This is a genomic window from Janthinobacterium sp. 1L-D-8-B-C4, from assembly GCF_057291295.1.
The window spans coordinates 1-17627 of the sequence record NZ_JBXAVX010000024.1 but is presented as its reverse complement, the minus strand read 5'-3'; the positions used below and the strand labels follow the sequence as shown (position 1 = coordinate 17627).

Below are 17627 nucleotides of genomic sequence, written 5' to 3'. Positions count from 1 at the left end.
GTGGTCTCCTTATTTCGACAGGTTCTTGCCGATGACGCGCATCAGGAAGAAGGCGGCAATGTTAGCGATCAGCACGGCGAACAGCGCACCGGCGGAAGCGGCGCCGATGTCGTACGACAGGAGTGCCTGCTGGTAGATCATGAAGGTGATGGTGGTGGTGTCGAAGCCCGGCCCGCCGCCCGTGGTGGTAAAGATTTCGGCAAATACCGACAGCAAGAAGATCATCTCGATCATCAGCACCACCGACACCGCCCGCCCCAGGTGGGGGATGTAGAGGTAGCGCAGCTGCTGCACATAGTTGGCGCCATCCATGCGCGCCGCTTCCAGTTGTTCGCGGTCCATCGATTGCAGCGCCGTCATGAAGATCAGGCAGGCAAACGGCAGCCATTGCCACGACACCATCATGATGATGGACACCAAAGGATGGGCCGACAGCCAGTCGACTGGCGTGGCGCCAAAGAAGATGCTGATCTGCGCGAACAGGCCGTAAATCGGGTTAAGCAGCATGTTCTTCCACATCAGGGCGTTTACTGCCGGCATCACCAGGAATGGCGAAATCAAGAGCACGCGCACGATGGCGCGCCCCGGAAACGCTTCGTTGATCAAGAGGCCCAGCGCGGCGCCGAGCAGCACCGTGATCAGCATCACGGAAAACAGCAGGGTGAAAGTATTTTGCAATGCCGGCAAGAAGGCGGCATCGGTAAAGAAAAAGTGGAAATTGTCCAGGCCATGAAAGGGATGGCCGCTCGGATCGAGCATGGAATAACGCACGAAGGCGTAATACAGCGTGATCAGCAGGGGAATGACGGAAATGACGGAGACGGCCACAACCGCCGGTGTCAGCAAGGTCCGGGGGATAATGCGTTTCATAGGGGTTCTCTTGAGGCAAGGGACAACGATCGCCAGCAGAAATCCGGGGTCAGACCCGTCGGGTCTGACCCCAGCTTTACGCTATTGGGGTCAGCGAACTATGCAGCAGGCTTACTTGTAATACCCGCCCTTGCGCATCTCACGCTCGGCTGTCTGCTGCGACAGCTCCAGCGCCTGGTCCACCGTGACCTTGCCCAGCAAGGCGGCAGCCATCTGCTGGCCGGCCGCCACGCCGATCACCTGGAATTCGGGAATCGAGGCGAATTGCACGCCCACGTACGGCGACGGCAGCAAGGTGCTTTGCACGTTGCGGGTGGTGGTCAAGGCCTTGCCTTCGGCGGCGGCAAACTTCGCCACTTTCTGGAATTCCGGGTTGGCGTAAGTGGACTTGCGGGTGCCGGTCGGCACGTTGGCCCAGCTGGTTTCCTTGGCGACCAGTTTCACGTAGTCGGGCGAGGTGGCCCAGTTGATGAAGCGTTGCGCTTCGTTCACATGCTTGGTGCTTGCCGGAATCGCCAGCGACCAGATCCACAACCAGTTGGCGCCGCGCTCGGTGGTGCCGACCGGCGACTGGGCAAACGCCACCTTGTCGGCGACCTTGCTCTGTTTAGGGTCAGTAATGAAGGAAGCGGCGATGGTGGCGTCGATCCAGATGCCGCACTTGCCCTGGTTGAACAGCGCCAGGTTTTCATTGAAGCTGTTGGCGGCCGCGCCCGGCGGGCCGTATTTTTTCATCAGGTCGACATACATGTTGACCGCGTCTTTCCATGGTTTGCTGGTAAATTGCGGTTTCCATTTCATGTCGAACAGCTGGCCACCGAACGAGTTGGCCATGGTGGTGATCAGGGCCATGTTGTCGCCCCAGCCCGGTTTGCCGCGCAGGCAGATGCCGTATACGCCATTGGCCGGATCGTGGATCTTGGCGGCCACGTCGCGCAACTGGTTCCAGCTCGGGCGGTCTTCGATCGTCATGCCGGCTTTTTTCACCAGGTCGCTGCGGTACATGATCATCGAGCTTTCGCCATAGAACGGCGATGCGTACAGCTTGCCGTCGCCGGACAGGCCTTCGCGGATCGACGGCAGCAGGTCGTCGATGTCATATTTGGCGTCCGGCTTGATCGGGATCAGCCAGTTTTTCTTGCCCCAGATCGGTGTTTCATACAGGCCGATGGTCATCACGTCGAACTGGCCGCCCTTGGTGGCGATATCGGTCGTCATGCGCTGGCGCAAGATGCCCTCTTCCAGTGTCACCCACTTCAGTTTGATATCGGGATTGGCCTGCTCGAAGAACTTGCTGAGCTTTTGCATTTCGATCATGTGGCCGTTGTTGACGGTGGCAATCACGAGGTCGGTGGCGGCAGCGGCGGACGTGCTGATGGCGAAGGCGCCGGCGCACAGCGCGGCAATGGCGATACGTTTCATTGAATGTCTCCAGTGTTTTTTGTCGTTGGTGATGCCAGAAACAAGTGTTCTTTGGCACCACGACCACAATGTATCACCAGACTTTGATACTTTCTGATACTCCGAAACCGCAATTCAATACTCTTTTGCAGCTTGTCAATGCACGAGAGTATCGACATTCCCGAAAAACAACACTCTGAAAGAAAGTATCAACACTTGTAGCTTTTGTATCAGGGTAGTAAAAAAAGCGCTGATAGACTTTGCTCTGCGGCATGAGACCGCGCAACGCACCAGGGCTTTCCCTGTGTCGTTCAACATAGTGACCTTGGAGACAGCATGAATCGTACTGCACTGAAATCCCTGCCGGCCGCCCTTACCCTCGCCCTGCTGGCCATTGCCAGCGGCTCGGCCATGGCAGACCCGATGTACCCATCCGATTCCGAAGGCTTCCACGGCTACCTGCGCGCTGGCGCCGGCAGCAACACCTCCAGCGACGGCGGCTCACAAGGCTGCTTCGGCCTGGGTGGCAATACCATGAAATATCGTCTGGGCAATGAGTGCGACGCCTACACCGAATTCGGCTACACCAAAGCCATCGCCAAGTCCGGCGACGTGACCTACATGGCCACTGTCTGGGTCAACGCCTACGCACCAAACTCCGATTTCGGCGACAACAAGGTCGGCATCGTCAAAGCCTACGTCGAAGCCCAGGGACTCGATTTCCTGAACGGCGGCACGGCCTGGGTCGGTAAACGTTTCTACTACCGTCCTGACATCCACATGCTGGATCTGCAGTACATCAACATGAACGGTACCGGCGCCGGCCTGGACCGCATTCAAGCCGGTCCTGGTAAATTCTCGTATGCCTTCTTCAAGGACAACGATATCAATTCCGTGTCGCCAACGGGCATCGTCAGCACCAAGTCGGCCGTACGCCAGAACTTCATCTACGGTGAAATCCCGGTCAACACCAACGGCACGCTGGACCTGGCCGCGACCTACATCATCGGCGAAGGCAAGGACAACGACGCTTTCGGCGAAAAGCATAACGGCTGGCAGCTGTCGGCATTCCACCGTCAAGGCAAGATCTACGGCGGCGGCAACACCTTCGGCGTGCAATACGGCGTTGGCCCTGGCGTCGGCAAGGGTGCCCAGTTCGGCGCCGCAGGCGACACCTCGTTCGGTTCGGACGTCAAACGCACCCGCGTGTTCAATGACCTGGCGATCCAGCCGATGGAAAACTTCGGCATGGAACTGGTCGCCCTGTGGCAAAAAGACGAGTCGAACGCTACCGGCTCGTCGACCTGGACTTCGGTCGGCGTGCGTCCTGTGTACGCTTTCACCAACAACTTCAAGCTGATTGGCGAACTGGGCACGGACCGCGTGACGCAAGCAAGCGGCCCGACCAAGCGCCTGACCAAGCTGACCATCGCCCCGGCGATTTCGGCAGGTCCTGGCCTGTGGTCGCGTCCTGAACTGCGCGCTTTTGTCAGCTACGGCAAATGGAACGATGCGGCCACCGCGTCGGTCAACGCAGCCAACAACGGCGGCCCGATCTACAACAACAATACCAGCGGCACATCGTACGGTTTCCAGGTTGAAGCGTGGTTCTAAGCTTTAGCTAATGGAAAAAGGCGGAACTTCGGTTCCGCTTTTTTTTTGCTTGTTCACTTCCCGTCATCGCTGATCGCGCGCCGCATGCCCAAGAGAGCATTGCACAGGGAGAACTGTTGCCTTCACTGTGCAAGTCCGGATGCTGCGCCAGCAGCTGGCACCGCAGGGTGGAGCCGGCGCGCGGCAAGCCGGTCACGCCGATAAAATTGGGGGCATTGCAGTCCTGTCCAAGGGTAGATGGCTGTCAATTACAGGGAGCGCAGGAGCGGAAGGCAGCAAAAAAAATGCCGCTTCGTATGATCACGAAGCGGCACTTTTACCGGCCGGCATTATTTACATGCTTACTGGTTTTCCACGCTGGTAGTGCCCGCTTCCATCGGCAGTCGCAGTCCGGTGTCAATCACGCGCAGGCGCAGGCCTGGCAAGGCATTGGTGTTGACGGCACCTGTCACCTGCACGACTGGCGTGGCTTCACCGCTGGCCTTTTCCTTCTCGGCCACCAGCTCGACGGCATCTGCCTTGCTGGTAACCGGCTCGCCGGTCGCCACGATATCGGACTGCACCATATTGCCTTGTGACGGCGCCACATTGATCGTTCCGATCACGCTGGCCACCGCGCTTTGCAGTGCTTCAGTCGGCTTGACCGTCAACACGCCCGGCGTGTACGTCAAGGCGTAGTTGGTCGACGACTGTCCTGCCGCCGACACCAGATAGCTGCCCGATGGCGAGCCGGTGGTGGCTGGCGTGCTGAACGCCAGGTTGCCACTCACCTCGTTCGTCAGCGTATCGCCACCCAGCAAGCCCGTGTAGCTGGCCGTGAAGGCAGGGTTGATATTGCCCTGGTCTTTCTCGGCGTTATCCACCTTCACGCCCAGCGCCGCCTGCGTGATGCTGGCAGTGGTGGTCGCCGTCGTATTGACGGTGTAGTTGCCGGCGTCGCTGCCGCCGAGCGCAATGCCGCTGACCGTCACCGTCTTGTTCGCGCCGGCGTTCTTGTCGGCAAAGCGGGCACCGCTATTGCTGATGGTCAGCACGTCGCCGGCGATACGGTTGTCCGCCAAGGTCACGCTGGCGTTGGTCGTCGTGTCGTACACGCGCGACGCGGCACCGGTGGCGCGCACCAGCAAGCTGGCTGGCGTGATGCTGGCCGTCAAGCCAGTTGGGTTGCTGACCGTATAGTTGCGGGCCAGGCCGCTGTTTGTATCGACCAGGGTGGTGCCGGTGACCGTCACCGCCTTGGCGCTGGCCGCGTTCTTGTCGGCAAACGTCGCCACCTGGCCAGCCAGGCCCAGGCTTTCGCCCGCCACCAGGCCCGCCAGCACGCCGCCGGACAATTGCGCCGCCGTATTGCCGTCGTAGACTTTATTGCCGGCCAGCTGGCCGGCCACCGTCAGGGCTTTCGGCGTGATGCTGGCCGTCAAGCCAGTCGGGTTGCTGACGGTGTAGTTGCGGGCCAGGCCGCTGGCGGTATCGACCAGGGTGGTGCCCGTTACGGTAACCGTCTTGGCGATGCCGGCGTTCTTGTCGGCAAACGCCGCACTCTGTCCGCCGATCACCAGGGTTTCACCAGCGACCAGGCCGCTCAAGCTGCCACCGGACAACTGCGCCGCGGTATTGCCGTCATAGACTTTATTACCCGCCAGCTGACCGGTCACCGTCAGGGCCTTGGCCGTAATGCTGGCCGTCAGGCCGGTCGGGTTGCTGACCGTATAGTTGCGGGCCAGGCCGGTGCTGGTGTCGACCAGGGTCGTGCCGCTGACTGTCACGGTTTTGCCATTGGCCGCGTTCTTGTCGCTGAATACTGCCGTCTGGCCGCCAAAGCCCAGGGTTTCACCGGCCACCAGGCCGCTCAGGGCGCCACCGGACAGGCTCGCTTGCGTATTGCCGTCATAGACTTTATTGCCGGCCAGCTGGCCGGTCACCGCCAAGGCCTTGGCCGTAATGCTGGCCGTCAAGCCGGTCGGATTACTGACCGTATAGTTGCTGGCCAGGCCGGTAGCGGTATCGAGCAAGGTTGTGCCGCTGACCGTCACGGTTTTGCCATTGGCCGCGTTCTTGTCGCTGAACACGGCGCTCTGGCCACCAAAGCCCAGGGTTTCACCGGCCACCAGGCCGCTCAAGGCGCCGCCGGACAGGCTGGCTTGCGTATTGCCGTCATAGACCTTGTTGCCGGCCAGCTGGCCGGTCACCGTCAAGGCCTTGGCCGTGATGCTGGCCGTCAAGCCGGTCGGATTGCTGACCGTATAGTTGCTGGCCAGGCCGGTGCTGGTGTCGACCAGGGTCGTGCCGCTGACTGTCACAGTCTTGCCATTGGCCGCGTTCTTGTCGCTGAACACGGCGCTCTGGCCGACTAAGCCCAGGGTTTCGCCAACCACCAGGCCGCTCAGGGCGCCACCGGACAGGCTCGCTTGCGTATTGCCGTCATAGACTTTATTGCCTGCCAGCTGGCCGGTCACCGTCAGGGCCTTGGCCGTGATGCTGGCGCTCAAGCCGGTCGGGTTGCTGACCGTATAGTTGCTGGCCAGGCCGCTGGACGTGTCGACCAGGGTTGTGCCGCTGACTGTCACGGTTTTGCCGTTGGCCGCGTTCTTGTCGCTGAACACTGCCGTCTGGCCGCCAAAGCCCAGGGTTTCGCCGGCTACCAGGCCGCTCAGGGCGCCGCCGGACAGGCTGGCGACGGTATTGCCGTCATAGACTTTATTGCCTGCCAGCTGGCCGGTCACCGTCAGGGCCTTGGCCGTGATGCTGGCCGTCAAGCCGGTCGGATTGCTGACCGTATAGTTGCTGGCCAGGCCGGTGGATGTGTCGACCAGGGTCGTGCCGCTGACCGTCACGGTTTTGCCATTGGCCGCGTTCTTGTCGCTGAACACGGCGCTCTGGCCACCAAAACCCAGGGTTTCGCCACCCACCAGGCCACTCAGGGCGCCGCCGGACAGGCTGGCTTGTGCATTGCCGTCATACACCTTGTTGCCGGCCAATTGACCGGTCACCGTCAGGGCTTTGGCCGTAATGCTGGCCGTCAAGCCGGTCGGATTGCTGACCGTATAGTTGCTGGCCAGGCCGGTGGACGTGTCGATCAGGGTGGTGCCGGTTACCGTCACCGTCTTGCCATTGGCCGCGTTCTTGTCGCTGAACACGGCGCTCTGGCCGCCAAAGCCCAGGGTTTCGCCCGCCACCAGGCCGCTCAAGGCGCCACCGGACAGGCTGGCTTGCGTATTGCCGTCGTAGACCTTGTTGCCGGCCAACTGGCCGGTCACCGTCAGGGCCTTGGCCGTGATGCTGGCCGTCACATCGGTCGCACTGGCCACCGTGTAGTTGCTGGCCAGGCCAGTGCCGTCAGCCAGGCTGGCGCCACTGACGGTCACGGCCTTGCCGTTGCCCACGTTCTTGTCGGCGAACTTGCCGGTGGTACCGGACAGCACCAGGGTTTCACCTTCGACCAGGCCCTGCAAGGCGCCGCCCGACAGGCTGGCATCGAACGTGCCGTCGTAGACCTTGTTGCCAGCCGTAATGCCACCGATGCTCAGTTCCTTCGGCGTGATATTGGCCTGCAAACCGGTCGGGTTGCTGACCGTGTAGTTGCTGGCCAGGCCGGTGCCATTGGCCAGCGTCGCGCCGCTGGCCGTCACGGCAATATTGCTGGCCGCATTTTGTGACGCAAACGTGCCCGTCAAACCGGACAGCGACAAGGTTTCGCCGCCGACCAGGCCACTCAAGGCACCGCCCGTCACGCTTGCCGCCAGGGTGCCGTCATACACCTTGTTGCCCGCCGTCGCGCCCGTCACCGTCAACGCTTTCGGCGTAATGGCGCCCGTGCCGCTGGCAATGTTGCTGGCCAGGCTGTAGTTGCCCGCGTCCGTGCCGCCCAGGAGGATGCCTTCTACCTTCACCGTTTTAGTACCGGCGTTCTGGTCGTTGAACGTGGCCTTGGTGGCGGTAAATGACAGGCTGTCGCTGCCCAGCACGCCATTGTAGGTGGCGCCAGCGTTCAAGCTGGCGGCGTCGCTACCGTCATAGGTTTTGGTCACGGCCGTGATGCCGCTCACGCTGGCAATTTGCGCCTGGGTAATGGTGCCCGTGCCGCTGCCGGTGAGCGCCGTCAAGTTGTAGTTACCGGCGTCGGTACCGCCCAGGGTCAAGCCGCTGACATTGACGGCCTTGCCGCTGCCAGCGTTCTTGTCATTGAAGTTGGCCGAGGCCGCGCTGACATTGAGGGCATCGCCATCGACCATGCCGGCAAAGGCGGCGCCCGCATTGCTGACGGTGGCCTTGGTGCTGGTGTCATAGACTTTGCTGCCGGCCACAATGCCGGTCACGCCGGTGATGGTCGCCTGGCTGATACTGGCCTTGGTGCTGGCCGTATCGGCGCTCAGACTGTAGTTGCCCGCGTCCGCGCCGCCGAGCGCGATGCCACTGATGGTCACCGTCTTGCCGGTGGCCGCATTCTTGTCAGTAAACAGCCCAGCCCCGCTGGCGCTCAACTGGTCGCCAGCGACCATGCCCGCAAACGTCGCGCCGCTGGCATCGAGGGTGGCGCCACGGGTGCCGTCATACACCTTGTCGCTGGCGGTAATGCCAGCCACGCCCGTGATGGTCGCCTGGCTGATACTGGCCTTGGTGCTGGCCGTATTGGCGCTCAAGGTGTAGTTGCCGGCATCCGCGCCAGCGAGCGCGATACCTTCGACGTTCACCGTCTTGCCGGTGGCCGCATTCTTGTCAGCAAACAGCCCTGCCCCGCTCGCGCTCAACCGGTCGCCAGCGACCATGCCCGCAAACGTCGCGCCGCTGGTATCGAGGGTGGCGCCACGGGTGCCGTCATACACCTTGTCGCCAGCGGTAATGCCGCTCACGCCGGTGATGACGGCCTTGCCGATATCGCCGGTGCCGGTGGCCGTGTTGCTGGCCAGGGTGTAATTGCCCGCGTCCGTGCCGCCCAGAACGATGCCTTCGACATTGACGGTCTTGCCGCTGGCGGCATACTTGTCGCTGAAGGCCGCCTTGGTGGCACTGAACGACAGGCTGTCGCTGCCCAGCAAGCCGTTGTAGGTGGCGCCGGCGTTCAGGGTGGCCGCGTCGGTGCCGTCATACGTCTTGCCGGCGGCCGTGATGCCGCTGACGCTGGCAATTTGCGCCTGGGTGATGGTACCCGTGCCGGTGCCGGTGACTGCCGTCAGGTTGTAGTTGCCGGCGTCCGTACCGCCCAGGGTCAGGCCGCTGGCATTGACGGCCTTGCCGCTGCCGGCATTCTTGTCATTGAAAGCCGCCGAAGTGGCGCTGACCGTCAGGGCGTCGCCACCGAACATGCCGGCAAACGTCGCGCTGGCATTGTTGACGGTGGCTGCGGTGGTGGCGTCATACGTCTTGCCGGCGGCCGCAATACCGGTCACGCCGGTGATCGACGCCTGGGTGATGGTACCCGTGCCGCTGCCCGTGGTGGCCGTCAGGTTGTAGTTGCCTGCATCCGTGCCGCCCAGGGTCAGGCCGCTGGCGTTGACAGCCTTGCCGCTGCCGGCGTTCTTGTCGGCGAAGTTGGCCGAGGTGGCGCTGACGTTCAAGGCGTCGCCATTGAACATGCCGGCAAATGTGGCGCCGGCGTTGCTGACGGTGGCCGTGGTGGTCGCGTCGTATACTTTGGTGCCAGCCGCAAAACCGGTCACGCCCGTGATGTTCGCCTTGGCGATATCGGCTTTGACACCGATCGGGTTGCTGACCTTGTAGTTGCTGGCCAGGCCACCGTTGCTGCCGTCGGCCAGCGTGGCGCCACTGACGATGACGGCTTTGTCGGTGCCGGCGTTCTTGTCGCCAAAAGCACCCGACAGGCCGGACAGGCCCAGGGTTTCCGAACCGACCAGGCCGTCCAGGGCGCCGCCGCTGATGCTGGCCTTGGTGGTGGCGTCATAGCCCTTGTTGCCGGCCGTCACGCCCGTCACCGTCAGCGTTTTTTGCGCGATGCTGGCCGTCGTGCTGCCAGCGACCGTGTAATTGCTGCCCAGGCCACCGTTGCTGCCATTGGCCAGCGTGCCGCCGGTAATATTGACAGCCTTGTTGTCGCCGGCATTCTTGTCGCCGAACGCGCCGCTCAAGCCTGTCAGGCTGACGGTTTCCAAACCGACAAAACCGTCCAGCGTACCGCCCGTGATGGTGGCATCGCGTGCGCCGTCATAGGTTTTGTCGGCCGCCACCGCACCGGTCACCGCCAATACTTTTTGCGTGATGTTGGCTGTCACATTGGTCGGGTTGGTCACGCTGTAATTGCTGGCCAAGCCAGTGCCATCAAGCAGGCCGACGCCGGACACCGCCACCACCTTGCCATTGCCGGCGTTCTTGTCGGCGAACACACCCGTGCCGCCCGAGACCACCAGCGTTTCGCCCGTTACCAGGCCGCTCAGGATGCCGCCGGACAGGGCCGCGCTCGTGTTGCCGTCATACACCTTGTTGCCAGCCGTCATGCCCGTCACTGTCAACGCTTTCTGCGTAATATTGGCGACCAGGCCGGTCGGATTGCTGATCGTGTAGTTGGCCGCCAGGCCGCCGTTGCCGCCGTTGACCAGAGTCGAGCCGGTCGCCGTCACTGTCTTGCCGATACCGGCGTTCTTGTCGTCAAAAGAGGCGCTCAAGCCCGTCACGCCCAAGGTTTCCGAGCCGACCAGGCCGCTGATCGAGCCGCCCGACAAGGTCGCCTTGGTGCTGCCGTCGTAGACCTTGTTGACCGCCGTCATGCCGGTAATCGTCAGCGCCTTTTGCGCGATGGTGGCGGCAAGGCCGGTCGGGTTGGTGATGGAATAATTGCTGGCCAATCCGCCGTTGCCGCCGTTGACCAGGGTCGAACCGGTCGCCGTCACTGTCTTTGCAGTACCGGCATTCTTGTCATCAAAGGTGGCGCTCAAGCCCGTCACGCCCAGCGTTTCAGCGCCCACCAGGCCGCTCAACGCACCGCCCGTCAATGTTGCCTTGGTCGTGCCGTCATAGGTCTTGTCGGCGGCCGTCATGCCGGTGATCGTCAAGGCTTTTTGGGTGATGCTGCCGGTGACCGTGGTCGGATTGGTGACCGTATAGTTGCTGGCCAGGCCAGTGCCGTCAAGCAGGCCCACGCCCGATACCGTCACCGCCTTGGCCGTGCCGACATTCTTGTCGCCAAACACGCCGCTGCCGCCCGAGACCACCAGCGTCTCGCCACTGACCAGGCCGCTCAAGGCGCCGCCACTCAAGGTGGCCGTGGTGCTGCCGTCATAGGCGCGCGTACCGGCCGTCATGCCCGATACCGTCAACGCTTTCGGCGTGATATTGGCCGTGAAACCGGTCGGGTTGGCCATCGAGTAATTGCTGGCCAGGCCGCCATTGCCGCCGTTGACCAGGGTGGTGCCGGTTGCCGTCACTGCCTTGCCGGTACCGGCGTTCTTGTCATCGAAGGTGACCGTCAGGCCCGTCACGCCCAGCGTTTCCGAGCCGACCAGGCCGCTGATCGAACCACCCGTGACGCTGGCCTTGGTGTTACCGTCATACACCTTGTTGACGGCAGACATGCCGACGATCGTCAGCGCCTTCGGCGTGATGGCGCCGCTGCCGGTGCCGCTCACCGCCGTCAGGTTGTAGTTGCCGGCGTCCGTGCCGCCCAGGGTCAGGCCGCTGGCAGTGACGGTCTTGCCGCTGCCGGCGTTCTTGTCGGCAAACGTTGCCGAGGTGGCGCTGACGCTCAAGGCGTCGCCATTGAACAGGCCGCCAAAGGTGGCGCCGGCGTTGGTGACGGTCGCCTTGGTGTTGGCGTCGTACACTTTGCTGTCGGCCACGATATTGCTGACCGTATTGATGGTGGCCTGGTTGATATTGGCCGTCACGGTGGTCGGATTGCTGACCGTATAGTTGCTGGCCAGGCCAGTGCCGTCGGCCAGCGTCGCGCCGCTGACCGTCACGGTCTTGCCGGTGCCGGCGTTCTTGTCGGCGAACACGCCCGACAGGCCGGACAGGCCCAGGGTTTCGCCACCGACCAGGCCGCTCAAGCTGCCACCGGTGACGGTCGCCTTGGTGGTGCTGTCATAGACCTTGTTGGCGGCCGCCACGCCCGTCACGCTCAAAGCTTTTTGGGTGATGCTGGCCGTCGTGCTACCGCCGACGCTGACCGAATAATTGCTGGCCAGGCCGCCATTGGTGCCGTTGGCCAGGGTGCCGCCGCTGACCGTGACGGTCTTGCCGCTAGCGGCGTTCTTGTCCGAGAACGTGCCGGACAGGCCGGACAGGTCGACCGTTTCCGTGCCGACAAAGCCACTCAGTGTTCCGCCCGAGATGCTGGCGGTGGTATTGCCGTCATAGGTTTTGTCCGACGCCAGCAGCGTGCCCGATACCGTCAGCGCTTTTTGCGTGATGGAACCGGTCACATTGGCCGGATTGGTCACGCTGTAATTGCTGGCCAGGCCAGTACCGTCGGCAATGCTGACGCCACTGACCGTCACGGCCTTGCCGTTGCCGGCGTTCTTGTCGGCGAACACGCCGCTGCCGCCCGACAAGACCAGCGTTTCGCCGCTGACTACGCCGCTCAGGCTGCCCCCAAGCAGGGTCGCGGCCGTGGTGCCGTCATAGACTTTGGTGCCGGCCGTCATGCCCGACACCGTCAACGCTTTCGGCGTGATATTGGCCGTGAAACCGGTCGGGTTGGCCATCGTATAGTTGGCCGCCAGGCCGCCATTGCCACCGTTGACCAGGGTGGTGCCGGTTGCCGTCACGGCCTTGCCGGTGCCGGCGTTCTTGTCGTTGAAGGTGACCGTCAGGCCCGTCACGCCCAGCGTTTCCGAGCCGACCAGGCCATCGATCGAGCCGCCCGTGACGCTGGCCTTGGTATTGCCGTCGTAGACCTTGCTGACGGCAGACATGCCAACGATCGTCAACGCTTTCGGCGTGATGGCGCCGGTGCCGCTGCCGGTGGTGCTGGTCAGGTTGTAGTTGGCCGCGTCAAGGCCGCCGAGCGCAATGCCGCTGACGGCCACCGTCTTGCCGTTGCCGGCATTCTTGTCGGCAAACGTGGCGCTGGTGGCGCTGATCGACAGGCTGTCGCCGCCCACCATACCGTTGAAGGTCGCGCCGGTGGCGCTGACGGTGGCCTTGGTGTTGCCATCATAGACCTTGCTGTCGGCCACGATATTGGACACGCTGCTGATCGCCGCCTGGGTGATATTGGCGGTCACGCCAGTCGGATTGCTGACCGTATAGTTGCCGACCACGCCGCCATTGGTGCCGTTGCCGAGGGTCGCGCCGCTGATGGTGACGGCCTTGCCGGTGCCGGCATTCTTGTCCGCAAAGACGCCGCTCATGCCCGTCACGTCAAAGGTTTCCGAACCGACCAGGCCGCCCAGCACGACCGAACCACCGAGGGTCGCATTGACGCCGCCGTTATAGACCCGGTTATTGGCGGACACGCCGCTGATCGTCAGCGCCTTGGGCGTGATGTCTGCCGTGATGCCGGTCGGATTGCTGACCGAGTAATTGCTGGCCAGGTTGGCGCCATTGACCAGCGTGACACCGCTGACGGTCACGTTCTTGCCGGTACCGGCATTCTTGTCGGCAAACGCGCCGGCCTGGCCCAGGAAGCCCACGGTTTCGCCGACCACCAGCCCGCTCAGGGTGCCGCCCGTCAGGTTGACCATGGTATTGCCGTCATAGACCTTGTTGCCGGCCGTCATGCCGGTCACTGTCAGCGCTTTGGGCGTAATGCTGGCCGTGCTCGCCAACGACACGCCAACCGTGTAATTGCTGGCCAGGCCGCCGCCAGTGCCATCGCTGAGGGGGGCAGCCACGACCGTCACGGTCTTGCCGCTGGCCACGTTCTTGTCGCCGAAGAGGCCGGTCAGGCTGCCCAAACCCAGCGTTTCCCCGCTGACCAGGCCGGACAAGGCGCCGCCGCTGACGATGGCCGCCGTGCTGCCATCGTAGACCTTGTCGGCCGCCGTCGCGCCGGTCACCGTCACTGTCTTGCGCGTGATATTGCCGGTCGCGCCGGTGACGTTGCTGACCGTGTAATTGCTGGCCAGGCCAGAGGCATCGCCCAGCGTAGCGCCGGTCACCGTCACGGCTTTGCCATTGCCCGCGTTCTGGTCGCTGAAGGTACCGCTCTGACCGGACAGGTTCAGTGTTTCGCCGGTCACCAGGCCATTCAGGGTACCGCCCGAAATGGTGGCCTTGGTGTTGCCGTCATAGCTCTTGCTGGCGACGCTCACGCCGCTGACGGTCAGCGCTTTCGGTGTGATGGTGCCTGTCAGCCCGGTGGCTGTGACGATATAGTTACCGCCGGCGCTGCCGGTGGTGATCGCCGTGACGGCCTTGCCAGTGCCGGCATTCTTGGTGTCGAAGGTGCCCGTGTTGACCACGACATTGCCGTTGTCCTGCGACAGCAGACCGCTCAGGGTGGCGCCGCTGATCGTGGCGGCGGTGGTGCCGTCATAATCGCGGCTGGTTACCACCCCGCCGGTGACGGTGGCGGCCTTCCTGTCAATGGTCAGGGTGGCCGCGTTGGAGCTGATGGCGTAACCGCGCTGGCCGGAATACAGGCCGCCGGCCGTGATGGCGTAGGTGCCCGCATTGACCGCGCTGCCCGCCGCGCCATAGTTCAGCGAACCGGACAGCGTGACGTTCGGGTTCGAATACGTGAAGCTTGGCGCCGTCCAGTTGCTGGTGCCGTCATAGGTCTTGCTGGCGTTCGAGGCAAACGTCACCTGCAGCGGCGTCATGAAGGCGCGCAGCAAGGGATAGGTATTGGTGTCGTAGACGATCCACGCGCCGGCCAGGTCCCACGCTGCGCCGCTGTAGTTGGACAGCAATTTCATTTGCGCGGTGGTCAAGCCGGTGCCGGTCCCGCTGGTCGCCATGCCGCTGGTGGTGGTATCCCAGAAATTGCCGCTGGCGGTGCCATTACTGGAGCCAGTCAGGCCGCCATGGGTATTGCCGCCGATGACGGCGCCGCTGGCATAGTTATTGGTCAGCGTGCCGCTGTTCGAGCCGACCAGGCCGCCGATAATGCCGGTGCCGGTAACGGCGCCGCTGGCGTAGCTGTTGCTGATGACGCCAGGCACGCCGCCCGAGGTGCCGTTCAAACCGACCAGGCCGCCGATCTGGCTCCCGCCGGTCACGCTGACGGTGCTGTAACTGCCGTCGACCAGGCCCAGGTTGAGGCCGACCAAGGCGCCCGAGCTATTCGCGCCGGTGACGCTGCCGCCTTCGAGGCCGACATTGCGCACGATCGCGGAGCCCGACGTCACGCCGAACAGGCCGGCGTTATTCGCGCCGGGACGGTTGACGACCAGGCCGGAAATGACATGGCCGGCGCCGTCGAAGCTACCGGTGAACCTGGCGGTGGTGCTGGCGCCAACCGGCACGAAGGTGCCGCCGTTCCAGACATCGTTGCCGGTGCCGGTGCTGGCGGCGTTGATATCCTGCTTCAGCGTGTAGTTGCCGGCCAGGTTCATCGCCATCAATTGCAACTGGTGCGACGAGTAGATATTGCTACTGTACTCGGCCGCCAGCATCGGCCCGGTGGCGCCTGTCGCGTTACCGGCGCCGTTGAGCGTACCGTCGGTATTGACCATCACCCAGTTGTTGCCGGTCACGCCGGTCGTGTCGGTCGTGAAACCAAAGGCACCGAAATTTGCGGCGACGCGCATTTGCGTCGATGTCAGGCCAGTGATCGAAGGGGTGGTGTTGCCGTCATTCGTACCGACACCTGGCATAACAGGGTTCACGGTCGTGTTGTAATACCCGCCGGTGATCGAGGGACTCGTGCCGGCACCGATGCTGCCGATCAGGCCCCCAAAGGTTCCGGAGCCGCCGGAAATCAGGCTCACCGAGCCAGACGAATAGGCATTCTCGGTCAAGCCAGCGCTGGTATTGGCGCCAATCAGGCCGCCCACCGCCGTGACGCCCGTCACCGAACCGGTCGCGTAACTGTTTCTGATAATGCCTGAGTTTCCTCCAGCCAAGCCACCAAATCCACTGCCGGTGGTGCCACGACTGCTCACCGCGCCGGTCGAGTAGCTATTGACGATCTGGCCGGATGTCTTATTGGCGCCAACCAGGCCGCCGGTCAGGCTATTGCCCGTCACGGTGCCGGTATTGAAGCTGTTGGTGATGACTCCGGTATCGCGATTATAGGATGTTATTCCCCCTGTATTGAGGGTTCCTGACACATTACCGCTATTGAAACTATTGGTGATATTGCCCAGATTGTTGCCAACCAGGCCGCCCGCGTTATACGCACCGACCACTTCACCCGCGTTATAGCTGTTGATGACGGTGCTGGTTTTGGTGGTATTGCCCACCAGCCCCCCCATCCAGAAGTCATAGTTCCCCACGACGCTGACCTTGCTGCTGTTGTAGCTGTCACTGATCGTGCCACTGTTGAGGCCGACCAGGCCGGCGCCGATGGCACCGATCGTGACTGTCACCGAACCACCGCTGACATACGCATTGCTGATGGTGCCACTGTTGAGGGCTGCCAGTGCGGCGGCATTGCCTTGTGTCCCGCTGATATTGGCGGCGATGACCGGCGCGACCAGACCGATATTGCGTATGCTGCCGGTATTGGAGCCGAACAGGCCTGCGGCGCCGGCCACGGAGGTGGTCGAACTGTTCAAACCGGTAATGATGTGGCCCAGGCCATCGAACTGGCCGGTAAATGGCACGGTGCTGGTGCCGATCGGCGTGAAACCGTTGGCGCCCCACACCGCCGTGTTCGCCGTGCCGCTGGCATCGATATTGGCGCCCAGCACGAAGTTTCCGGTCAGCGAATTTTTCAAGCCTTGCAAATCGGTGCCGCTGACGCTGGTGGCCGCGCCCAGGCTGTTGATGACCGTGTAGGCCGTCGCCGTGCCGTCGCTGCCCAGCTTGGTGCTGAAGTTCAGCCCCGATGGCAGGTCGATCTCGGCCTTGACATTGTAAGTGGCATTGTTGCCCGACGCGACCGCCTGCTGGCCGTATTCCAGCGCCAGGCTGGCCGTGCCGGAACCGCGCAGCGGCTTGTTGACGTTGATATTGTTTTGCGCCGTCATCTTCAGCTGGTTGGCCGACCATGAAATCGTGTCGTTGACGTTGATGTCGCCCAGCGTGCCGATACCGCCCGAGACGCTCTGAATCTGGACATTGTTGCTCTTGAGCGCATCGGTAAAATACGCGCCGGTCTGGTCGCCGCCGGTCGCCGCGATAGTGTAGTCGGTCGGGTCGATAAGCCAGGTGCCGGTCACGCCTTTGTAGGCCGCCGTCGTGACGCGCAAGGCGTCATCAAGCTTGACGTGCGCGGCCGAGGTGTCGATAAAGCCGCCGTTGCCACCATCGGGCGCGCTGGCGTCCAGCGTGCCGGCGGCGTTCACCGTGCCGCTTTGCATGTCGCCCAGCAACTTGATCGTGCCGCCGCGCGTGTCGATGGTGTGCGCCTCGATCACGCCGGTATTGTTGACCACGGTTCTCAAAAGGTTACCGGCGGCCTGCGCCGTCAACACCACATGGCCGCCATCGGCCTGGATCAGGCCGCCATTTTGCACCAGCGCGCCGACCGCGCCGCGGTCCACAGCCACATTCAGCAAGCCGTCGCCGGCCACGTCCAGCGTAATCGCGTTACCGGCCGCCAGGGCCACCGTACCGAGGCGCGCATTGATCGTGCCTTCGTTCGACACATTGGCGCCCAGCAAGGCCACATAGCCGCCCGGCGCGCTGAGCGCACCCTGGTTCAGCACCCTGCCCGTGCCGTTGCCGGCAAATTTATAGTT

The 17627-nt window shown here is 63.0% G+C and carries 4 protein-coding genes; 1 reads left to right on the top strand and 3 read right to left on the bottom strand.

The genetic code is table 11. The features are described 5' to 3' along the window. Positions 1 to 9: 9 nt before the first annotated feature. Both AC0Z42_RS28350 and AC0Z42_RS28345 read right to left on the bottom strand, forming a co-directional pair. Positions 10 to 870: a carbohydrate ABC transporter permease gene (locus AC0Z42_RS28350; protein WP_485471409.1), complete on the bottom strand. Its 861-nt coding sequence runs from the start codon at positions 868 to 870 to the stop codon at positions 10 to 12. Positions 871 to 981: 111 nt separating this feature from the next. Then, entirely contained in the window at positions 982 to 2292 is a 1311-nt protein-coding gene (locus tag AC0Z42_RS28345) for an ABC transporter substrate-binding protein (protein ID WP_485471408.1), read from the bottom strand. Between the two features lie 315 nt (positions 2293 to 2607). Between AC0Z42_RS28345 and AC0Z42_RS28340 the strand changes: the two genes are divergently transcribed. Further along, positions 2608 to 3885: a carbohydrate porin gene (locus AC0Z42_RS28340; RefSeq protein WP_485471407.1), complete on the top strand. Its 1278-nt coding sequence runs from the start codon at positions 2608 to 2610 to the stop codon at positions 3883 to 3885. Between the two features lie 341 nt (positions 3886 to 4226). On the opposite strand, the gene AC0Z42_RS28335 is transcribed toward AC0Z42_RS28340, so the two are convergent. Next, a complete protein-coding gene (locus AC0Z42_RS28335; protein ID WP_485471406.1) occupies positions 4227 to 17594 on the bottom strand; it encodes a YDG domain-containing protein in 13368 nt (4455 codons plus the stop codon). Positions 17595 to 17627: the final 33 nt, after the last annotated feature.